Annotated in this window: 19 protein-coding genes and 1 other RNA gene; 10 read left to right on the forward strand and 10 right to left on the reverse strand. The window is 40.7% G+C overall.

Annotation, left to right across the window (positions count from 1 at the left end):
* Together AN395_RS11050 and AN395_RS11055 are read left to right on the forward strand one after the other, a co-directional pair.
* Positions 1-3,243, forward strand: coding sequence for a PilC/PilY family type IV pilus protein (locus tag AN395_RS11050; protein ID WP_054983035.1), 3,243 nt, complete (start codon positions 1-3; stop codon positions 3,241-3,243).
* 9 nt (positions 3,244-3,252) lie between these two features.
* A complete protein-coding gene (locus AN395_RS11055; protein ID WP_054983036.1) occupies positions 3,253-3,675 on the forward strand; it encodes a type IV pilin protein in 423 nt (140 codons plus the stop codon).
* A 6-nt stretch (positions 3,676-3,681) separates the two neighbouring features.
* Here AN395_RS11055 and AN395_RS11060 read toward each other — a convergent pair whose 3' ends face one another.
* A complete protein-coding gene (locus AN395_RS11060) occupies positions 3,682-4,212 on the reverse strand; it encodes a GspH/FimT family pseudopilin (RefSeq protein ID WP_054983037.1) in 531 nt (176 codons plus the stop codon).
* Between the two features lie 80 nt (positions 4,213-4,292).
* A complete protein-coding gene (locus tag AN395_RS11065) occupies positions 4,293-4,856 on the reverse strand; it encodes a GspH/FimT family pseudopilin (protein ID WP_054983038.1) in 564 nt (187 codons plus the stop codon).
* Positions 4,857-5,035: 179 nt separating this feature from the next.
* Between AN395_RS11065 and AN395_RS11070 the strand changes: the two genes are divergently transcribed.
* Positions 5,036-5,374: a P-II family nitrogen regulator gene (locus AN395_RS11070; protein WP_004588371.1), complete on the forward strand. Its 339-nt coding sequence runs from the start codon at positions 5,036-5,038 to the stop codon at positions 5,372-5,374.
* A 236-nt stretch (positions 5,375-5,610) separates the two neighbouring features.
* On the opposite strand, the gene AN395_RS11075 is transcribed toward AN395_RS11070, so the two are convergent.
* A complete protein-coding gene (locus AN395_RS11075; protein ID WP_054983039.1) occupies positions 5,611-5,979 on the reverse strand; it encodes a hypothetical protein in 369 nt (122 codons plus the stop codon).
* A gap of 57 nt (positions 5,980-6,036) precedes the next feature.
* On the opposite strand from AN395_RS11075, the gene AN395_RS11080 reads away from it, so the two are divergent.
* The gene (locus AN395_RS11080; RefSeq protein WP_054983040.1) at positions 6,037-6,573 is read left to right on the forward strand and encodes a GNAT family N-acetyltransferase; all 537 of its coding nucleotides are present in this window, start codon (positions 6,037-6,039) and stop codon (positions 6,571-6,573) included.
* A gap of 95 nt (positions 6,574-6,668) precedes the next feature.
* Positions 6,669-8,342, forward strand: a complete 1,674-nt coding sequence (ggt, locus tag AN395_RS11085; RefSeq protein WP_054983041.1) for a gamma-glutamyltransferase — start codon at positions 6,669-6,671, stop codon at positions 8,340-8,342.
* A 43-nt stretch (positions 8,343-8,385) separates the two neighbouring features.
* Here the strand turns inward: ggt and AN395_RS11090 are convergent, their stop codons facing one another.
* The gene (locus tag AN395_RS11090) at positions 8,386-9,588 is read right to left on the reverse strand and encodes an aromatic amino acid transport family protein (protein WP_095206649.1); all 1,203 of its coding nucleotides are present in this window, start codon (positions 9,586-9,588) and stop codon (positions 8,386-8,388) included.
* A gap of 206 nt (positions 9,589-9,794) precedes the next feature.
* On the opposite strand from AN395_RS11090, the gene AN395_RS11095 reads away from it, so the two are divergent.
* Positions 9,795-10,682 (forward strand): DMT family transporter, encoded by an 888-nt coding sequence (locus tag AN395_RS11095; RefSeq protein WP_054983042.1) that lies wholly within the window; start codon positions 9,795-9,797, stop codon positions 10,680-10,682.
* A gap of 13 nt (positions 10,683-10,695) precedes the next feature.
* Here AN395_RS11095 and AN395_RS11100 read toward each other — a convergent pair whose 3' ends face one another.
* Complete coding sequence (locus AN395_RS11100) at positions 10,696-11,574, reverse strand: OmpA family protein (protein WP_054983043.1); 879 nt, start codon at positions 11,572-11,574, stop codon at positions 10,696-10,698.
* A 361-nt stretch (positions 11,575-11,935) separates the two neighbouring features.
* Here AN395_RS11100 and rnt point away from each other — a divergent pair, with 361 nt between their 5' ends.
* Positions 11,936-12,628 (forward strand): ribonuclease T, encoded by a 693-nt coding sequence (gene rnt / locus AN395_RS11105; RefSeq protein WP_054983044.1) that lies wholly within the window; start codon positions 11,936-11,938, stop codon positions 12,626-12,628.
* On the opposite strand, the gene AN395_RS11110 is transcribed toward rnt, so the two are convergent.
* Positions 12,612-14,237: a DUF342 domain-containing protein gene (locus tag AN395_RS11110; RefSeq protein ID WP_054983045.1), complete on the reverse strand. Its 1,626-nt coding sequence runs from the start codon at positions 14,235-14,237 to the stop codon at positions 12,612-12,614. The genes rnt and AN395_RS11110 overlap by 17 nt on opposite strands.
* 266 nt (positions 14,238-14,503) lie before the next feature.
* On the opposite strand from AN395_RS11110, the gene ssrA reads away from it, so the two are divergent.
* Positions 14,504-14,860: a transfer-messenger RNA gene (ssrA, locus tag AN395_RS19370) on the forward strand.
* A gap of 89 nt (positions 14,861-14,949) precedes the next feature.
* Here ssrA and AN395_RS19635 read toward each other — a convergent pair.
* The 4 genes from AN395_RS19635 to mnmC form a co-directional block, all read right to left on the reverse strand.
* Positions 14,950-15,558 (reverse strand): hypothetical protein, encoded by a 609-nt coding sequence (locus AN395_RS19635; protein ID WP_235576570.1) that lies wholly within the window; start codon positions 15,556-15,558, stop codon positions 14,950-14,952.
* Between the two features lie 810 nt (positions 15,559-16,368).
* On the reverse strand, positions 16,369-17,004 hold the full coding sequence (locus AN395_RS11125; RefSeq protein WP_054983048.1) for an NAD(P)-binding oxidoreductase: 636 nt from the start codon (positions 17,002-17,004) through the stop codon (positions 16,369-16,371).
* Between the two features lie 169 nt (positions 17,005-17,173).
* The gene (locus tag AN395_RS11130) at positions 17,174-17,497 is read right to left on the reverse strand and encodes a hypothetical protein (RefSeq protein ID WP_054983049.1); all 324 of its coding nucleotides are present in this window, start codon (positions 17,495-17,497) and stop codon (positions 17,174-17,176) included.
* A gap of 269 nt (positions 17,498-17,766) precedes the next feature.
* A complete protein-coding gene (mnmC, locus tag AN395_RS11135; RefSeq protein ID WP_054983050.1) occupies positions 17,767-19,776 on the reverse strand; it encodes a bifunctional tRNA (5-methylaminomethyl-2-thiouridine)(34)-methyltransferase MnmD/FAD-dependent 5-carboxymethylaminomethyl-2-thiouridine(34) oxidoreductase MnmC in 2,010 nt (669 codons plus the stop codon).
* A 181-nt stretch (positions 19,777-19,957) separates the two neighbouring features.
* Between mnmC and fabB the strand changes: the two genes are divergently transcribed.
* The gene (fabB, locus tag AN395_RS11140) at positions 19,958-21,172 is read left to right on the forward strand and encodes a beta-ketoacyl-ACP synthase I (RefSeq protein WP_004588393.1); all 1,215 of its coding nucleotides are present in this window, start codon (positions 19,958-19,960) and stop codon (positions 21,170-21,172) included.
* 112 nt (positions 21,173-21,284) lie between these two features.
* Positions 21,285-22,406, forward strand: a complete 1,122-nt coding sequence (locus AN395_RS11145; RefSeq protein WP_054983051.1) for a 4-phosphoerythronate dehydrogenase — start codon at positions 21,285-21,287, stop codon at positions 22,404-22,406.
* Positions 22,407-22,419 lie beyond the last annotated feature (13 nt).

The following is a 22,419-nucleotide window of genomic DNA, read 5'->3' on the forward strand; positions in this document are numbered from 1 at the left end:
ATGAAATTTAATCTTAATAAGCCATTGGTCTATTTACTTGGTCTAGCACTGAGCGCCTCAGCATTGGCTGAAGACATAGAGCTTTATGTAAACCACGATGTAGATGTGGAAGAAAAGCCAAGGGTTTTACTTATATTTGATACCTCAGGCAGTATGGCGTTTTCATCTAACACAGGTCTTAGTTGTGGTTTCAATGAAAGTAGTAACCTGTATATTCCTTGCCCAGATAGCCGTCTTGCTGCTGCAAAGACTGCAATGAAAAAAGTAGTGAATGACAATGAAGGGATCGATTTCGGCTTAATGCGTTTTGTAGGAGCAGCTGGTGGCTATGTGGTTGAAGGCATAGGAAGCCCGCACTCGGATATTACTTCATCAATCGACAGGCTTCCTGCTAATGGGGGTACGCCATTAGCCGAGACTCTGTGGGAAGCATATCTGTATATTACAGGTGGCGGTTTAGAGTATGCGGAGCCAATAGATCAATCAGATAGAGACACCTCAATCGAAAACGAAGTATTAACTGGAAGAGAGCGTGTTCGTAAATGTAATAGATGGAGATGTTGGAACGAGTGGGAAAATACATATAGTTATAACTATATTTCTCCTTTCGCTGACTCAAATGCAGAGGCAAAACGTTGTGATAATTCAGTAAATATAATTTACATGACGGATGGAGACCCTTCACCCCGATATGTATATGATCGTTGGGGAAGACGTTACATTAACGAAAATAGCGATAATGGCAGTGATGCTTCAATAAGCGCAATACACAATAATTATTTTGGGCAACCTTTGGTCGAGGGGGACTACGTTTATAATAATTATTTGCATCAATTAGCTAAAATAATTCATGGCACCAGTAATACGACAGTTGATTTGTATCCATCAACACCTGATATTCATGAAACAGGCCGCATATACACCATAGGTTTTGGGTCAGGCATGAGTGACGAAGGGCAAGAGTTGTTGCGGCAAACAGCTTTATTAGGTGGCGGTGAAAACTTACCAGCGAGTACACCCGATGAGCTTTCTAACTCGCTAAATAGCGCTATTTCTCGCATTCGTGAAGTTAACGATAGTTTTTCTTCGCCTTCAGTTGCGAGTAACAACGTAGACCAAACACGTAGCCGTGATGCTATTTACTTTGCCATGTTTTACCCAGAAACAAACACTCGATGGGGTGGGAATTTAAAAAAATTAAAAGTATCAGGCAGTGAAATAGTTGACTCTGAAGATAATACAGCGCTTGATTCTAATGGCTTAATAGACACAGATGCTAAAACGTTTTGGCTGCCAGATGGCCAGTCTGCCGATGGTAACTTAGTTGCACAAGGGGGCGTAAACTATCATTTAGCTTCGCTCACAGGGACTCCAGCTGAAGATAGACGCAACCTCTATACAGATAAGCAAGGCGATATAGTTGAGTTTACTACTAATATTGTGAGCGATATTTTAGATTTAGTCACCAATAACCCGATTAGCCTAGCTAGTTCAGATATAAAATGGGCAATGGGGATAGATGTTGACGATGAAGATAACGATGGCTCAAACACCGATCAACGCAGCGATATTTTTGGCGACCCTTTACATTCTAAGCCCGTAGCAATCGACTATGGCAATGACGACATACGTATATTGATTGGTACTAATGCCGGCTTTTTACATATGTTTAAAGACGATGATACCAATAACCAAGTGACCGAAAGCTGGGCGTTCATTCCCTCTGATCTGTACGATATTATTAAGCCTTTACGCAATGAAGACACCGGTAAACTCTACGGGATGGACGGCCCAATCAGTGTTTACTTTAGTGATAAAAGCTTAAATGACGAAGGCATTAACGATGGTATTGTTGATGCAAGCGATGGTGATGACGTGTGGGCATTTGCAGGTATGCGCCGTGGTGGAAAAAACTATTACGCCTTTGATATTACTAACCCCGATCAGCCTAAAAAACTATGGGATAACCCTATAGAAGGCGGTACTGGCGATTTTAAAGAGCTAGCTCAAACGTGGTCAAAACCCCAAATAGCGTATATAAAAGCATTTGGCGATAAGCCATTACTCGTTTTTGGAGCAGGGTACGATACAAATAAAGATGCCGTGGTAAGAAGTGAAGACTCTGTTGGTCGCGGTATTTATATAGTAGAAGCTGAAACAGGTAAAAAAGTGTGGGCTTTAACGCCAAACGAAAATGGATTTAAAGGTAAGCACTCGATTGCAGCAAATGTTTCTACGCTTGATTCAGATTACGATGGTTACATTGACAGAATTTATGCTGCCGATACCGGGGGCGATATTTGGCGTATAGACATGCCAGGCACAAGCTCCAGTAATTTTACGCACTTTAAACTTGCAGAACTAGGTAGCAGTTTAGCAAGCCAAGACCGTCGCTTTTTTTACCAGCCGTTGGTGGCACGTACACTTTATAGCAAAGTAAGTGAAACAACAATTAATGGTGAAACAGTGATTACACGTTTAGATACGCCGTATGACGCTATTGTAATAGGCAGCGGAAATCGCTCAAAACCAACAGGTACAAATGAAGACGATCAGCTGTTTATGATAAGAGATGAAAATACAGTAACTCAGTCATTCACTAGCGCCCCTACAGCGATTAAACCAGCAGATTTAATGCTAATGAACAGCGACCCGTTTGGTAATGCACTTGATGATGTAGATGAGTTTGTTGATTTAGAAGTCGATTTAGCCAAATTTAAAGGCTGGCGCTATGAATTAGGCACAGGCGAAAAATCTTTAGCAGCAGCCACAGTGGTGGGCGGTGTCGCTTACTATACAAGCTTTACTCCATCATCAGAAACCTCTACAGAGAACCAATGTTCGTTAAGTGGCGGTGGCGGCTCGTTGTATGCGTTCCATTTACATTATGGCACCAAGGTATATGACGACTTAAAGTTTACCACTAGCTATGATGTACCTGATACACCACAATTGTACTTTGGTGAAGGCCCCTCTTGTGCCGATGGAAATGGCGACGGCTTTTGTGATGATAACCCAACCATTGAAGTGACCGAAGAAAGCCAGTTTTACCTAATTGGGCCGGGAATAAAAGGCGAAGATGCACAAAACCCAATGAAGCCAGTAGAAATAATGGGCCCAGGCTTAACGGTTGTAGATGGTACCGTACAATTAGTGAGTGACGATGATAGTGTAGGGTTTGGCTTTAAAACCCAACAAACCTATATTTATAAACGTGAAGAAAATGATGAAATTGATGATTAAGGAATGTTAATGAATAAACAAGCACGCGGATTCACGTTGATAGAGTTAATGATAGTCGTAGCTATTGTAGGTATTTTAGCCTCAATAGCACTGCCTAATTATACTGAGTATGTAAAACGCTCTTCTCGAGCCGAGGCCGCAGCGGCGCTTTTAGACGCTGCAAACAAACAAGAGCAGTACTTTGTAGATAATCGTGAGTACACAGAGACATTCTCAGACTTAGGTATACAAGAAACCACAGAAAACGGCCATTTTAAGCTGTCGATTGATGTGGGTGATGACGATAATACGTTTACAATTACTGCAAAACCTATTGCGGGTGCTGTAAAAGGGGATACTGATTGTAAAGAGCTTTCAATTACTGATATCGGTTTAAAAGGTGCAGAAGGCACTAAAGGAGATTCCGATGTTGGTTATTGTTGGGGCCGATAGTTCGAGCTACTTTTTCTGACATTTATCAGTTGATTTAATACGTATACGGCCTGTTTGACTGACAGATAAAGCCAGCCCCTCAAGGTTGGCTTTATCTTTATTTGGGCAATATATAAAAGTTCCATTTTGAAAACCATTTAAAGAGCCGTCGGGCCGAAAGGTAATTGCACTTCGGGGGTATTGAATAGAATCTGCATCATGGATTTTTTCAAATGTGCTTATTAATAAGTCGTCGGTGTCTAATGAGGTAGATTTGTCGTTATCAATAAACAGCGACATTTTCCCATCCCACTCATCTTTAGTGCATTGATTATCTTTTAAAGCACACAAAGTAACATAAGTGCCATTTTCAATGGCGTAAAGGCGGCCATAATTAATGTTTCTGTGTAGCAAACTAACATGATTGTCGGCTCGGGTTTTTGCTAAAAAATCAGGAAAAACCGATAGAGAAATTTGACTAACAATACTCACAATAGCAATAGATGCCATTAATTCTAAAAGCGTATAGCCAGCCTGAGTTTGGGTAGATAACCTCATCCCTGAAGCCCTGAATTAAAAAATGTATTAGCTCAGTGTAGTAAATGATACGAATATGACAAGATATGCCTGTCTGTTTTTTAATCACAATCCTCGGTGGTGTCACCAAGGTAAAAAGCAGTGCCAGATACTGATACATTTAGCGCTTTATTGTTTTGATTATCATTATTGGGGCAATATACAAAGCCAGAAAAGTTATCGCTGTTGCTTAGGGTTGTTGTAATGCGCCCACTAGTATTAAAGCGAAGGCTACTATTCCCAGTAAATTTAACCTTGTCGATACTATTTATTTGCTCCATTGTGCGTAAAATAGTGTCTTTTTGCCAGTTATATATTCCGTTATTATTGGTATCTACAAAGAGAGTAATTATGGACTCCCCCCCCCAAGAGCTCTGGCATTTAAAGTATCGATTACTCTCAACTTGATTTATAGGAGCTGGGCATATGATAACAATCTCATCTGTACTGGCGGCTTGGGCACGAGCAAAGCTAATATTGCGTTTTAGCTCAAGCAAAAAATTCTCAGCGCGGTTTTCTTCAAGCATATCGCTACTGTCCCAAAGAGCTATAGAGGCGATAATACCTACTATGGCTACTGCCACCATGAGCTCTAATAAAGTTAAACCGGTTTGGAATTTTTTCATAATATTTATACCTACTACATTTGTTATTATTATAGCTAGTTGAGAAAGATTTATAATTCAGACTTATAAGTAATTATACCACGCTTGGTTGTTTTATCATCGAATTCAATTGCTTTGTTTGCTATGAACTCCATGATTGTCTAAAATCGAGGCAACTAAAGCTTTAATAAGTAGTGAGCATGAAAAAAATAGAAGCAATCATCAAACCGTTTAAGTTAGACGACGTACGCGAAGCCCTATCAGATGTAGGTATCACGGGTATGACTGTAAGTGAAGTAAAAGGTTTTGGTCGTCAAAAAGGTCACACAGAACTTTACCGTGGCGCTGAGTACATGGTGGATTTTTTACCTAAGGTAAAGCTTGATATTGTGCTAACCGATGAAGATGTTGAACGCGCTATAGAAGTAATAGTAAAAACAGCGCAAACAGGCAAAATTGGTGATGGTAAAATATTTGTCACAGATGTTGAGCGTGTAGTACGTATACGCACCGCAGAAGAAGATGAAGAAGCGATTTAATTATCGTAATAAGCGCATAAATAAAAAGGCTGCAAATAATGTTATTTGCAGCCTTTTTTTGTAAATACTATTTAATACCAATCAGCAATAATAATTAAGTATTTTAAGGGGCTAAGCCCCACGCTAAGTGCGTTAAAAATGCTTGTTAAGCACACCTAAGTAGCAATTTTTACTTACTAAACGATGTTTTTACCTCAAAGCAAATTACTTAATTAAATGAATTAATATCAATAATATTACTGTTTTTCAGCGTGTTCTTCACGTGCTTCTTCAATTTCTTCAGCGATTTCTTGCGCTTTTTGCTTTGTTTTTTCGGTTAATTCACCCGCGGCTTCTTTGCTTTTTATCCATGCATCAACGGCAATCTCTTTGCCATCGTCGTACATGTCTAAGCCCATTACTTTACTTTGTTCAAGCAACTCATTTAATGACTCATCATTTTTAAGCTCTGTGGCTTTGTCTTTTACATCGTTCCATGTGTCACCAAGCTGCTCTTGCATTTGCGCGCTTTTATCTTTTGCATCTTCTTGTACTTCCTGAGCATCTTCACAGCCCGTTAGTGTAATTAAAGTGCCTAATAAAGCTAAACCTGCTAATTTGTTCATGTGCTATCTCTCCTTAGAGACAAATAATTAATTCCACTTAATAATAGAACAGCGAAGATGAACACACCTGTAACAACACGCTTAAATTTCAAATTAATGAATGAACACGATTGGCCGCTGCTGCATGAACTAGATCAAGACCCCGCGGTAATGAAATACATAAACCGAGGAACGCCTTCTACATTAAAACAAATTAAAGAAATAGGGATCCCCAGAATGCTTGCCTATAAAAATGCAAACAAAGGCTGGGGGCTTTGGAAAATCACCCTTAAAAAAGAGGGCTCTTTTATAGGGTGGGTGCTTGTTAGGCCTATGCACTTTTTTACTCAAACTCCCGATTTTACAAATATTGAAATAGGGTGGCGCTTTAAGCAATCTAGTTGGGGACAGGGTTATGCAACGGAAGCGGCTAGTGCATTATGTAACGCCTTAAAAATGCAGCCAGAGATAAAAACACTATCAGCAATGGCACTGGCCGATAATAAAGCCTCAATTAGCGTCATGCAAAAGCTGGGGTTTACCTGGGTCAAAAACTATATACACACTGATGAACAAGGCGATTTGGATGCCGTTTTATACGCAAAGGCGTTATAGCATACAAAAAATTACTTGTATAAACATTGACCTAACATTCTATGGTATGCATAAATGAGCCAAGCGAGATTCAAATAATAAAGTAAGGATGTTTTATGGGGTTATTCTTTCGACCAAGCCGGCTCATTGTTAAGAGTGTGTTGATTGCACAATTTTGTATATTTAGCGTGCAGGCAGAGCAAGTTACTAAAAGCGCTGTCGCAATGCCTGACTCGTTTAGTGCAGATACAGCACAAGCAATTTTAGAGCAAGGTGGAAATGCCGTTGATGCGGCTATTGCTGCGCAATTTGTATTAGCGGTAACGCTTCCCGAAGCCGGAAATATTGGCGGGGGAGGCTTTATGCTTATACAAAAAGAGGGAAAAGGCGACTTTATAGACTATCGCGAAACGGCTCCCCAAGCAGCGCACAGAGATATGTATTTAGATGCCAAGGGCGATGTAATTAAAAACAAGTCAATTTATGGTATTCACGCAAGTGGTGTACCAGGGAGCGTAGCCGGTATGTGGCTGGCGCATCAAAAACACGGCACCTTAAAATGGCAAACATTAGTACAGCCAGCGGTTACCCTAGCAGAGCAAGGCTTTAAAGTGCCGCCCAAATTGGCTCAAGGGGTCGCACAATACATTGCTCATTTAGACAAACAAAATATAAATGTAAATTTTAAACACTATTTTGCAGATATAAAAGCAAATCGGGTTTTTAAACAGCCCGAGCTAGCCGCTACTTTAAAGCGCATAAGAGATAACGGTCAAGACGGGTTTTATAAAGGCGAAACAGCCCGCATTATTGCCAACTTTATGCACCAGCACGGCGGCATTATTAACCAAACTGATTTGGCTAATTACACGGCTGTGTCGCGCACGCCGATTAAAGCTAACTGGAACGGTTATGAAGTATTAACCTCTCCACCACCAAGCTCTGGCGGAATAGCTATTTTGCAGTGGCTAAAAATGTTTGAGCTTAAAAAAAGTGAAATGGGGCTGGTACATAACTCTACTCAATACGTACATTTACTTGCTGAAATAGGTAAACGTGTGTTTGCCGATAGAGCAGAGTATTTGGGCGATCCGGACTTTTTTGATGTACCAGTGACTGAGCTTACTCATATTGATTACCTAAAAGCGCGCAGTAAAGATATTTCTTTAACAGCTATTTCAACGACCGAAAACATTAAACCAGGCCTCAAAGAAAGTGAGCAAACCACGCATTTTTCTATTATTGATAAAATGGGTAATGCGGTGGCCAATACCACAACGATTAATTTAAGCTTTGGTAGTGGCGTTGTGGTTGAAGGGGCAGGCTTTATATTAAATGACGAAATGGACGACTTTAGCGCTAAACCTGGGGTAATGAACGCCTTTGGTGCGCTCGGCGGTAAAGCCAATGAAATTCAGCCACAAAAGCGTATGCTTAGCTCAATGTCGCCAACCATACTGCTCAAAAACAACAGCGTTAAAATGGTCACAGGCTCGCCTGGGGGCACAACAATTATTAGCTCGGTGTATCAATCTATTTTAAATGCGGTTGAATTTAACATGGGCGCCAACGATATTGTTAATAGCACGCGGTTTCATCATCAGTTATGGCCTAAAAACGTGATCAGAACACACGCAGGGCTCAGTGAAAACACACAAGCTGAACTTATAAAAATGGGCTACACACTGGATGAGCGCCGCTTTGGTGATTTGCAGGTTATTGTAAATAAAGACGGTGAGTTACAAGCAGCTTCTCAGGCTACAGGCCGTGGTGAGGCTCGGGTATTTTAACATTTTTAACTAACCCCTTTAGCTAAAGGGGTTAGATTTTTTATTAACCAATAGCGGGTACTAAACCCAGCATTTGCATAAATTGGGCGACAATAATTACAATGCCGCACAGCCCTGCAACCGCTAATCCCATATTACCACTTCGCACTTGATATCCCGTTTGAGGGCCCGATTTACGCTGCCTATACACCATAGAAACCGGTAAAAATATTGCTAATACCACAAGGGCGATGGCTGCATAGCCTAGCGCCATTATAAATCCCTGAGGGTAAAATAACGCAAACCCTAAAGGGGGAATAAAAGTAATTAGTGCGGTTTTTATTCTTTCTGATTTGGTGTCGCCTTTATTAAATGCATCAGCAAAAAAATCAAATAACCCTAAGCTAACACCTAAAAAAGAGGTGGCCAATGCTAAGTCGGCAAACAGTGTAACAGCGCTTGTTACCTGCGGATTATGCGCAATATTTGCCACACTCTCTACAAAGCCTGTTAAGCCATTACTATTGAGTAAATCACTTTGCTGCATAATCCCTTGGCTAAGCAGTTGCCAAAAAATATAAATCACTAAAGGTAAAGCAGCCCCTGCAATCATTACCTTACGCAATACTTTTGTTTCTAGCCCCACATACTTAACAATTGACGGAATAGAGCCATGAAAACCAAACGAGGTAAAAATAACGGGTAAGGCAGATAAAATCAGCCCTTGCTCAACGGGCATTTCAAGTAAGTGCTTACCTTGTACATAGGGTGTAAGCATATAAAACAAGCTGCCTAGTACTAAAATTTTAATCGTAAATAACACGCGGTTAAGTTTATCTACTTTACTGGTGCCTAAAGTAACCACGCTACCTATTACAATGGCCAAAACAATAGAGGCAATTTGGGGCGCTATGTTTATGCTCAAATCACTACTAATACGCGACTGCAACTGCGCGCCACCCCCGGCTATATAGGCTGCGCACAGGGCGTAAAACAAAAATATCATCGAAAAGTTAGCAACGTACTGGCCGCGTTTTCCTAACCAGCGCTTTGCTAAGGTGTTTAACGTTGCATCTCTAGGGGCGTATTGGTGGAGCTCTAGCATTAATAAAGCGGTGTAGGTCATCAATAACCAACTGACTATTATCAGTGCAAGCGCGGTATTAAATCCAAGCCCTGCAGAGGCTATTGGCAATGCCAGCATACCTGCGCCTATGGTGGTGCCTGCAACAATTAACATGCTGCCTATTGTTTTATTTTTAAGCACTTAACTATCCTAAAATGTGTGAGAGGCACTCAAGATATAACTAGTTACTTAAAACATAAATAGTTTTGTAATAAATGCCGGTAAATAATAATGTAACTATGAATTTACAGCTGTATTTAGACGTTTATATATGTACTGCGTATTACTTTCGCGCGTATAATTTACTTTAATAGGGTTTCTACCTCATCAGTGCAAAGGAATGGCGTGTGCCAGTTAAATTATCTTATTTACTACTTGTCATTATTTGGTGTACTACGCCTTTAGGTATTGTATGGAGCAGTGAAACTGTAGCACCAACGCTCGCCGTTTTAATGCGCATGATTATAGGCTTATTTGTTGCTGGGTTAATTGTTGCTATAGCCAATATTCGTGTACCTTGGAGCAAAAACGCGTGTACGTTATATGCATACTCCAGTTTGGGTATTTTTGGCGGTATGTCATTAAGTTACATGGCTGCTACCACAGTACCTTCAGGTATTATTTCATTAGTGTTTGGCCTTGCGCCTATTCTCTCTGGCTTTTTAGCACAAAGGTTACTTAATGAGCCTAAATTTAGCCCTATTAAATTAATAGCACTGAGCTGTGCATTAATAGGTCTTTATTTTGTAAGTTATAACCAGCTACAAACCTCACAAACTCAGGGCATAGGGCTGATGTATGTGTTATTGGCGGTTACTTTATTTAGTCTCAGTGGGGTGATGATCAAACGTGTAAAAATTGCTATTCATCCTATGGCAACCACTTTTGGAGCGCTGGTTTTTGTTACTCCTTTATTTGGACTGTTGTGGTGGCTGGTAGATGGGCAAATAAGTATGGACTATTGGAGTGCTCGCTCGTTATGGAGTATTGCGTATTTAGGTATTTTTGGCTCGATTGTAGGGGCTTTAGCGTATTTTCATGTATTACAAAAGTTAAACGCCAGTACTGTAGCATTAAGTAGTTTAATTACACCTAGTTTTGCATTAGCGCTAGGCGCATTACTTAATAACGAGCCTTTAAGTCAGGAGCTTATTATAGGAGCCATAATTATATTTTTGAGCCTAACGTTTTTTCAGTTTGGCGATAAGCTCATAAAGCGGCGCAGCAGTAGTTAGCAGTTTAGGGCGGTTACATTTTTGCTATTTGAATAATTAAACGACGGTTTTTATTTCGCCCTAAAATATTTTCGTTAGTATCAACAAAACGTTTTTCACCTAGGCCTGTGGTTTCTACTTTGCCCTCATCAACCCCTAAGCTGACCATATAATCTTTTATAGCTTTAGCACGCTTACGCGATAAATCTAAGTTATTCCAACGGCCACCGTAGCTATCGGTATACGAATCAATACTTATAGACTCAATACTGGTATCATTTTTTAAATACTCAGCAATTTTATCCAAGCGCTTTTGCGACTCTTTAGTGAGCTTACTGCTATTTGATTGGTAGTTCATTACAGTAAATGAAATATCTTCAAAGCTGTATGGTAAAAGTTCATCGCGGCACTGTAAAAACGCCCAATAGGCTTGTTTAAAATTAACGCTTGAAATACCAACGGCAATTTTGTCGGCACTATTTTGCCAGTCCTGGTAGTAAAAGGTAGGATGAAACCCTTTTTCAAGTTCAGTTAGCATTTCCCATGCGGTTTTATTACCAAGCTCACCATCAAACTTTTTAAGTAACTTCATCGTGGTTATATCACGCGCGGGCAGGCCTGAACGCCATGCTGGTGGCACCGCCTTTAAACCGGCTATATCGTAATTGTCGGGGCGCACAACCATATCTAGATTAAAAGTTAGGTTTTTGTTTTTACTGGCCGATGCCTTAAATATGGCCTCACCGTAGTAGGGCACTTCGTGGTTTAATTGACACTGTAAGCGCGTTGTTTTTATAACTTCCCAATTGGAGTTATCTTGATTTGCGCTGTATTGGCGCATAGCCGCTTGCGATGAATAACTCATCAAGGCGGTGCCAAGGCTTACGCTAATAAAAAACAACTTACACTTCATAAAACGCTCCGGTTAATCTACTAAGCCAATATTTTGGCGTACGGCTAAAGTAGGGCTCTATACCAACTTAATTAAAAACATAATCTTTGTATCGTATTAAATAGCCCACTCACTGCGTTAAACTTACTGATGTAAAACAAAGCTATAAATAATTTCGCCTTGTTATTGCGCTATTTTTTAAGCGCCATACTGGTATCCGTAATTTAATGCGATGGGATTAATAACAGCCAATACAATTAGCAGTTATTTAAAAGCAAATAGCATGCCTACAATATATTAATTAAATAATTTATAAAGCCCTAGCCGAGTAGCCCCCAATTTTGACATAATAGTGAGCTTATCCTCATAAACCAAGAAGACTATGGCAAATACTGAGCAAACACTTTTCGCACAACGCTTTCGCGGCTTTTTTCCTGTTGTTATTGACGTAGAAACCGCCGGCTTTAATAAAGAAACCGACGCCTTACTTGAAATTGCCGTATCAATTTTAAAAATGGATGACGAAGGGTTACTCAGCATAGATCATACCGTTCATTATCATGTAGAGCCTTTTGAAGGCGCTAATATTGAACAAGCCGCAATTGAATTTAACGGCATAGACCCGTTTAGCCCGTTGCGCGGCGCTGTACCAGAAGACGAAGCAATTAAAGAAATTTGTAAAGCAGTACGTAAAGCGCAAAAAGCTGCTGGGTGTCAACGCTCAGTTGTAGTGGCACACAATGCCGCCTTTGATCATGGCTTTTTAAACGCAGCCATTGAGCGTAACAATATTAAGCGTACGCCATTTCATCCATTTGTGAGTTTCGACACAACCTCGCTTGCAGGGTTAGCGTTAGGCCAAACGGTACTGGCTAAAGCATGTAGAGCCGCGGGGATTGAGTTTGATAACAGCCAAGCACACTCGGCACTTTACGATACAGAACGCACAGCAGAACTATATTGTTTAATAGTAAACCGTTGGCAAGAACTAGGGGGCTGGCCACTAGCGCCACTACCTGAAAGTGACGCCCAAGAATCTGTAAACACCGAAGAGGATACTAAAACGACTGAGTGATTTTTCCCTCAGAAAGCTTTACTAAGTGGGGTGGGTAAATACGCGAAAACTGTTTTGTGTCTTTTGCTATTTTAAGCTCCACACCTGGGTGCATTATTTCGTTAATTTTAAGTCGGCTAGTTGCCAATAGCTGAGAAATTTTTTGCTTCACCAATCTTTTTTGACGTTGTACGTGCATAGCGCGAGTTTTTATATGCTGCTCATTAGCGGCAATTTTATCTAGTAGCTGTTGGCGTTGAGCAGCAACTGGAATTTTTATCGCTTTTTCTTTAGCTTGTTTAAGTGCAGATGTTTTACTTGCTAACACTTTTTCAAAATCAATTATTTGAGACTGCTTTGAGCGCAGTTCATGCCAGTTTTGAGCTAAAAACACACGGGTCTTAGTCCCTGCCGGCGCACCTAGCTCACCTGTTTCTATACGCATAGCATCAAGAATATTGCCCCCAATTATTTTGCCGCGAGGGTTACCTGCTTTACCAACACGTATTAAGCGCCTTGCACTTAAATTACAATGTAATGCTTGGCGTTCTATAAATAAATCTTGCGCACTTTTAATATTACAGTACTGGGCATAGCCAATAGAAATAGTACGCTGGGCTGAAATTTCGCACGTAAATGCTTCTTCATTTTCACGCTTACGGCCAATAGCGCCGAGCATAATAGTTACCGCGCTTTGGCTTTCAATCGTGCCTGATTCAACAAACCCCAATACAGTAATATCGCCATTGGCTTTAACCCGCATACCGTCTTTTACATCACCAGATATAATTACACTGCCATCAAAATCAACGTGGCCTGTACTTACATCTACGTTATGAAAACACAAAACATCGTCAACCCGCATGCCTCTAGGTAAGGCCACAGGCACACCTTTACAATCGGCAATGAGCATGTTTGGGTTATTAGGATCTATTTTTGTGCCTTCAAAGGGCTGTAATTGATGTTCTTTACCAGGTGTTGCCTTGATCATATCGCCAAAAACCGTATAGCCATCTTCACCTGGTGTAGCAGCTACTCGCTGCATTAAAGGGGTACCGGGTTTTACCGTAATAATCGCGCCAAGGTCTTTCATATCGACCTTGCCACCTTCTTTTGCTTGGGGGCTAAGTACGCGGTCTTGCGCAGTAGAGCAAAGACGAACAAACCTCGCATCACTGCCTTCTTTAGGGTTTCGGCCATGAGCCACAATAGCGCTGTATGATGTACCTGCAGGGTGAGAAAATTGTTGACCTAAAAACGTATCAAGTGCACGAGGACTAATGCCTTTTTTTACACCGGCTTTAACTAAAGCTGCTTGAGCTGCCTCCATAGAGAGTAATGCGCCGCCTTTGGCCGTGGTAAGCGTAGCCTCTGCAACCATGTTTTTTTCATCAACGTTAATAACAATGCTCGCGTCCGTAGCTTTGGCAATTACTAATGATTCTTGCTGATAATTTTTACTCGGTGAAAATAACTTACCAATATTGCCAGAGAGTACTTCAAACTCGCAATAATCCGACTGTTCAAGTAGCTCAATAAGTTGAGCACTCGTCACCGGAAATCCATTATCAATAGGGTGTGCAGATAACGCCAGCTCGCCCGTTTGTTCATTAAATAAAAAAACCGACATTTATAAATTCCCTACGTAATATGCCTGTTATTATGATTATTACTTTTACTACTAAAGCCTTATAGCTAGTGTAAAATTTAACTCCTTATTTGAGCACAACTTGACCGACATGTTAAGTAAATGTTCAGTATTTGTTTGCTTTTTTACAAACTTGTGCTTGTTTACTGTTCAGTTGATTCAGTTAGCTAAAATAAAAGTGTCACACCCCTTGAGTATCAGTCGTTTACTCAGCTATACTGCCCTCACTGAAAGAAATTCATATTTCAGGGGCTGATTAGGATTCGACGGAATTCAAGAAGCCTGAGGTGCATGTCGAGGTGCGGTTTGCCTCGTAAAAAAGCCGCAATTTAAAGTAATCGCAAACGACGATAACTACTCTCTAGCAGCTTAGGCTGGCTAGCGCTCCTTCCATGTATTCTTGTGGACTGGATTTTGGAGTGTCACCCTAACACCTGATCGCGACGGAAACCCTGGCCGGGGTTGAAGCGTTAAAACTAAGCGGCCTCGCCTTTATCTACCGTGTTTGTCCGGGATTTAAAGGTTAATTAAATGACAATACTAAACATGTAGTACCGACGGTCGAGGCTTTTCGGACGGGGGTTCAAATCCCCCCAGCTCCACCAATACAGGTATTTAAGTTCGTTACTTAAAAACCATAAAAAACCGCCAATTTGAGCAATCAGATTGGCGGTTTTTTTATGGTTTTAATTTATTATTTGCTTGCAGTGGCTAGCTTCATTTTTATCGACCTTACTTTCATTTTAATACTAATAATAATAAGCGTTAAAAACGACATTAAGCTAATTAGTAGAGTTAAATCTAATATCGGTGACTTGGCGAGTTGTGTGTTTGTAGGTGTGACGGGCAAAGCGTCAGGCTTATTTTGTTGTTGCCTAATGTAGCTTTGGCTTATCCAATCAACGGCGTTTATCCATTGAATTTTATCAGGGTTATCATTACCAAGCTTGCTCATTACATGGGCGTCGTTATTAAGCGATTTAGCAAGGTTAATTAATTGCTCCCAAAATACATGTTCAGTGCCTAGCGCATCTATTTCTTGTAGGTGCTGCTTTAATCTTTCTGCGCCCATGCTGTTTATATTTGGTTGCTTTAGAATTTTTGCGTAACTGTTTATATGCGTTGAAAATCGAGCAAAATAGCTATCAATTTTTCGCTGCGCCCCTTGGTTAAGCTCATCTGTGTTGTGGGTGTTAGGCAAGGTGACTTCTGGGTGCTTTTTTTGATTTGCTAAGTACTGCTTATAATGAACGTAATTTAATGTTGTTGAGGGCGAAGCTGATGAGCTGTCTATCATACTCATTTTAAGTGTGTTAAAGCTTATTACTGCTGAGCAAATAAGGCAGATGAATAATAAGCTATAACAAAAAAATAATGCGCTTTGCAGCGCTAATTTGGGCAAGGCGGTTGGGCTATTTACGCTGGACTTTTTAATGCTGGTTATTGTATTAGCTATGTTTTTTACTGCTGGCTCATTGCGAGCAACAACCAGTTTAGTACCCGCGGCACTTTGGGGTGCCCTTACACTTGCGTGCGGTTCTACTTTGGTGATTAAACCAAAACTTTTTAGTTTAGATTCTGTTTTAACTGCATCAATACTCGATAGGTCTTTGACGAGTGCGTAGGCTCGGCCATCAAATAATTTTACAGCGACATTATGGGGAATTTTTAAAAACTGACAGAGTTGCTCTTGTACGGTACTAATGTCAGCATTTTGGTGTAACTGACCATTAAAAATAATTTAAATGAGGCGCTCACGCTATGTCCTTATTCGTGCAACTTCCATTGAGGAATTTTTATTATTGTTTTAACACGCTGTTAATTTACCAGATAAAATAAGGGGTTTCTAGTATTTAACCTTATTAAACTAGTAAAAAAGCCTGAACAAAATTTACTCTGTTGAGTTTTTAACGCATTGTTTTGCGGTGATTTTAGTGGAAGTGCTTGTTTTTCATGTTGTTTTATTAGGAACGCGGTGTGTAGGCTTTTATAAAGCGATTTAAACGTGTTGTTTACATTTAATAAATATAGTGAAGCAAGAGAGGGCGCGTGCGATTTAGCATTTAAATACGTTGCCCTTTGTAAGGGGGTTTACAAAGGGCAACCAGAGTGTTTATTTTACAGCTGCTTTAATGGGCGTTTCGCCGTCAAATAGTTCAAAAACACGGTTGCCATTAAATGCGTTAGTAGCAATATGTAATAGGGCATTGGCAACGTTTTCGCGGCTAATTTTAGCTTTAGAACGATCGTTTGGTCGCTCGGTGGTTACTTTCATTGAGGCGCTTTCATCGGTCAGCCCACCAGGGCGCACTATGGTGTAGTTTAAGCCACTGTTGATAAGGTGCTCATCGGCCATATGTTTGGCAACTAAGTAAGGTTTTAAGTCGCTTTCAATTGAGTCTGGATCGTCAGCGCCAATAGAGCTAATCATAATAAAATGCTTTACGCCATGCTCTTTAGCATACGTTGCTGCTTTGGTGGCTGCCCATAAATCAATAAGCACGGTTTTGTCTGTGCCTGTACTTCCGCCCGAGCCAGCAGCAAAAATAACTTGATCGCAATCTTTTAGCGCGCCAGAAAAATCTCCTTCGAGATCTTGCTCCACAATGCTTAAAAATGGACTATCTAAATCATCTAACTTACTTTTATCACGCACTAATGCAGATACATTTTGCTCATTGTTTAAAAGCAACTTGGTTGCCATTTTACCAATTTGTCCGCTAGCGCCAATAATTAGGGTCTTACTCATAATTAATTCCTTCTCAATTTAGTGTAAAGGTATTTAGTACAAATAGACCTTGGGGTAGGCATTCGTTTTTAAAGGGTAAAATGCTGTTTTTCTCTACAAAGTGGTTATTTAAAAGTAAATAAAAATTGAGTCTGAACTGAGCATGAAAATTAGCCGCTTTTTACTGTGTTTATTCAATCATTATACTGACTTCGGTAACATAATTATGATGGTATAAACTGATGCGAACAGCATGGTTTTGGTAGTTATAGTAAAGGGTGCGGTAGTTATTATCGCCTTTGCTGTTAATGGGGTCACCAAGGGCCTGCTGATAAAATTTAGAAATAGCATCAATAGAAGCAGCTAAATACCCTGTTCTAACCAGCGGGTATTCGCCAGTTACATCCATGGTGGTTATGAATTCTTCAGGTAAGGGGATGGCGGTTACGTCTTGGCTAAATGTGCTAAACGATATAGCGGCGAGTAATATTACAGCACAAGTTAAAGCTTTCATTGTTATCCTTTTATTGATACCCATCCGCATTCATACATATGGTGCGCATTGGTTATATAATACCAGTGCGCAATAATACTTAATCATTTTGCGGTGCTAACCGTGTCGTTGCCTGTTTTAAAAAATTCTTATTTGGAACAACTAAATAGCGAGCTTTTTACCTAGCCATCAACACGTTTTTCCAGCCTCAAAATTGATCACTTAATTAAGCGGATTGGTATAAATTCCTTTTATGGTTATTATTTTACGCAAAAAATGAATGATGTCATTTAAATTTTATTTCGTATTAAATCACGCACAATAAAACGCGCAGGGTGAATGGCCTGGCTTACACGCTCGCTGAGTGGGCGTGGTTCATTATTTAACGTGCTAATAAAGTGCTCGCTTAATAACGGTGCGCTGCATAATGCACGCGCTCCAAACCCGGTAAAAATATGTAAGCCTTGTTGTGGCTTGCATAGAGGTGAGTATTGATAGCGTTTACCTAGGCGTAAATTAGCAAAGGCGGTGCTGTAATCGCTTTGCTCACACCATTGTCCTGCCATTGGTAAGTGATCTATAAACGTGCAGCGCACAGCTGCTTTAGCGCAGGTGATGTCACCTAATGTGGTGGCAAAGTCGCTTTGATGGTAAAAGCTAAGTAATTGCTCGTGGTTTAGCTGGTTGTCTTTTTCTGTAACGGCGCGACTTTTTGTGTTTTTTTCAAATGTAGCGCCCATACAGTGTTTACCTAAATAGGCGGGGGTAAAATAACCTTTATGGCACAACACGGTTTTAAGCTGCTTAGATTGTTCACTCGCTTGAATATGCGATACTTGACCACGTACCCCTACAATAGGTAATGCGTTTGTTTGTTCAAACGCATCGCTATGCTCACCTGCACATATTACTACATCACTAAAAGGGCCATATTGGGTATGCTTGTGGGTTAAATACCAGCCTGCATCGGTTTTAGTAAGCTGCTGTATATGGCAATTAAAATAGCTATTAATGGGGTTAAGGCTATTGGCCGCTTTTAGCATTGCCTCAACTAGCTGGGGTGGGTTTACCCAACCGCCTTGCTCAAAATAAACGCCGGGGTAGCCGGTTTTTACGCCTGCCAGTTTATCTCCTTGCTCTATAGTTACATTGCGCATTAAGGCTTGAGGCCATAACTGTTTTTGTTCTAAGTTTTGATGTTTATCGGCAAGAGGCTTTTTTACCGCATGTTGCAGTACACCGCACCAGCTATAATCAAAATTAAAGCCATTTTTTAGTAGTTGCTGGTAACTGCGTTTAGCGTATAAAAAGCTGTGCGCAAATAATTCACTATGAGGTGAGTTTTTAGCTTGCAGATGGGGGTAAACCGCGCCTTGTACGTTATGCGAAGCGCCCATAGCTGGTTTTTCATCTTGACAAAATAGGCTACTTTTAATGCCACGCTTAGCCAAACTGTGCAAAATACAGTTACTCGCAATCCCACCGCCAATTACAGCAACATGCTCTAGCTTGGCAGGGGGTTGTTCAAAGTACGGGGGTGATGACTGTGCACTATTAGCGTGTGCTAATTGGCCTATCAGCATTTCGCGTTTACGGCCAAAACCTTTCGCTTTTTGCATGCTAAAGCCTGCAGCTATTAAGCCTCGGCGTACAAAGCCTGCAGCGGTAAATGTGGCAAGTGTTGCATGCTTGCGCGATATATCAACCATGGCATTAAACACACTTTGTTGCCACATGTCAGGGTTTTTACTCGGTGCAAAGCCATCTAAAAACCACGCATCGACCACCCCTGATTGCGGGTAGCTCATTGCATTTATTGAATCAAGCACGTCGCCAAAATACAAATCAAGAATAACTTGGCCGTTATTAAATTCTATACGATGACAGCCGCCTAAGTTTATAGGGTAGTGCGTTATTAATTCGTCACTAAGCTTGTTTAATGTTGGCCACGCTTGCAGTGCTTTTTTTAGATCATCAGCATTAAGCGGGTATTTTTCAAACGAAATAAAATGCAACCGCTTAACCCGTTTGTCTACTTGATTTTGAACTTGTTGATTGGCAAGGTGGTCATTAAAGTGTTGCCATGCATTTAAAAAGTTTAAACCAGTACCAAAACCGGTTTCGGCAATAACAAAATGCGTTTGGTCATGATTTTGTAACCGCGCCTGTATATTGTTTTGTTGATAAAACACGTAATGCGATTCAGCAAGGCCGTCGTCATTAGAAAAATAAACATCGTCAAAGTTATCGGCTACTGGTGTGCCTACTTCATTAAAGTGTATTTGGGCGTTTTTTATCATGACTTATTAAATTTTTAGACAGTATTTTTTAATTATTTTACGGGTTTTCTTTGAAATAGTCTGGCGTTATTTATAAGCTATTAAATTCAGAGTACAGGTGTACGCTAGAAAGCTGACCACTTAACACCTAAAAACAGCGTAAAATACACAGTAATTTAGTATCAAGCTAAGGGAATTACCCATGAGAAGAGCCGTAATTACGGGTATCGGTGTTGTATCAAGCATCGGTAATAACAAACAAGAAGTATTAGAGTCACTAAAAGCGGGCAAAAGCGGTATTGCTTTTAACCAAGAATTTGCCGATTACAATTTACGTAGTAATGTATCGGGCAAAATTGATATTGATGTTAAAGAACACGTAGACCGTAAAGCAATGCGCTTTATGGGTGATGCTGCTGCTTACTCTTATATTTCTATGAAGCAAGCTATTGAAGATGCTGGCTTATCTGATGAGCAAGTATCTAATGAGCGCACGGGTTTATTAGTTGGCTCTGGTGGTGGCTCTTCAAAGTGGCAAGTAGAAGCGGCCGATATTTTGCGCGAAAAAGGCGTAAAGCGTGTAGGTCCTTATATGGTTCCGCGTACGATGGCAAGCACGACATCGGCTTGTTTAGCCACGCCATTTAAAATTAAAGGCGTTAACTATTCTATAAGCTCTGCGTGTGCAACATCTGCACATTGTATTGGCCACGCTGTTGAGCAAATTCAATTAGGCAAACAAGATGTTATTTTTGCCGGTGGTGGTGAAGAGCTCCACTGGACTCTTGCAATGGAATTTGACGCAATGGGCGCGTTATCTACCAAATATAATGAAACACCAGAAAAAGCATCTCGTACGTACGATGCAAACCGCGATGGTTTTGTTATTTCTGCTGGTGGCGGTATTGTTGTAGTAGAAGAGCTTGAGCATGCACTTGCTCGTGGCGCACATATTTACGCAGAAATTGTAGGCTACGGTGCTACATCTGATGGCTACGACATGGTAGCACCTTCAGGTGAAGGCGCAGTACGCTGTATGCGCCAAGCAATGCAAGGCGTTGATACACCAATTGATTATTTAAACACGCACGGTACATCTACGCCAGTAGGGGATGTTAAAGAGCTAGGCGCTATTCAAGAAGTATTTGGTGGTAACTCGCCGCTTATTAGTGCGACTAAATCATTAACGGGTCACGCACTAGGTGCTGCGGGTGTTCACGAAGCTATTTTCTCAATTTTAATGATGGAAAACGACTTTGTAGCGCCATCTATTAACGTAGATGAGCTAGATGAGCAAGCACAAGGCCTTAACATTGTAACTGAGCGCCGTGATGCACAGCTTAATACTGTTATGTCTAATAGCTTTGGTTTTGGTGGTACAAACGCCACATTAGTTATGAGCAAATATAAAGGTTAATTCGTTTTCTCTTTATAGTGATTAAAAGCCGAGCATTGCTCGGCTTTTTAGTTTGTGTAATGGCTCGGTTGTTCGTTACAATAGCGCCTCATTTTGCCATACGGACTCCCCAATGAAGATTCTTGCCGATCAAAACATGCCTTTAGTTGAGCAGTATTTTGCAGACTTTGGTGAGGTAACGCGCTTTGATGGACGAAACTTAACAGCCGATGCGTTAATTGATGTTGATGTATTACTTACGCGTTCGGTTACTAAAGTAAACAGTGACTTGCTTGCCCACGCTAATAAATTAAGCTTTGTAGGTACCGCCACTATTGGTGTTGATCATATAGATACACAGTTACTAAACGATAAAGGCATTGCCTTTAGTAGTGCCCCAGGTTGCAATGCAGTGGCGGTGGCTGAGTATGTAATAAGTAGCTTGTTTGCCTTAAGCCAAGAAAACGCAGCCCCTTTAAGTGGTCAAACAATAGGTATTGTTGGGGTGGGTAACATTGGCAGCTGTTTAGCACAAAAACTAAAAGCACTTAATGTTGATGTTTTATTATGTGACCCAATTAAACATGAGCAGGGCTTATTAGCCGAGCATGTTGAGCTTGACGAACTACTTGAGCGCGTAGATGCGGTTACCTTTCATGTACCGCTGATTAAAACCGGTGAGCACAAAACGCATCATTTAATTGATGAAAAACGCCTTAAAGCGTTAAAGCCTGGGTTAGCAGTTATAAATGCGAGCCGTGGAGAAGTAATTGATAATCAAGCTTTGTTATCGGTTATGGAGCAAGGGACAGACTTAGATTTGGTTTTGGATGTTTGGGAAAACGAGCCTAACATTTTAATTCCATTGCTTGATCATGTGCGCTATGCCAGCGTGCACATTGCCGGCCATACCCTTGAAGGAAAAGCCCGCGGCACACAAATGCTGTACCAAGCATTGTGTAAATTAGAAGGCGTAACCGCAGAAAAATCTCTCGCTGATTTTTTACCACAACCTGCTGTTACAAGCCTAAGTTTACAAAGCAGCTTTACTGAGGCTGATATTGCGCGTTTAGTACATTTAATTTACGACGTACGCCGTGATGATGGCATTTTGCTGCGTAACTTAGCAAAAGACGGGTTTGATAGTTTACGCAAAAACTACCCAGTCAGGCGTGAGTTTAGCACTTTAACGGTAAAAGGGAGTGCACAGCATACAGATGCACTCGCTCAGCTTGGCTTTAACACCGCAAACTAATTTAACTAGTAGT

This window comes from Pseudoalteromonas sp. P1-30 (genome assembly GCF_001400005.1).
GTDB lineage: Bacteria > Pseudomonadota > Gammaproteobacteria > Enterobacterales > Alteromonadaceae > Pseudoalteromonas > Pseudoalteromonas atlantica.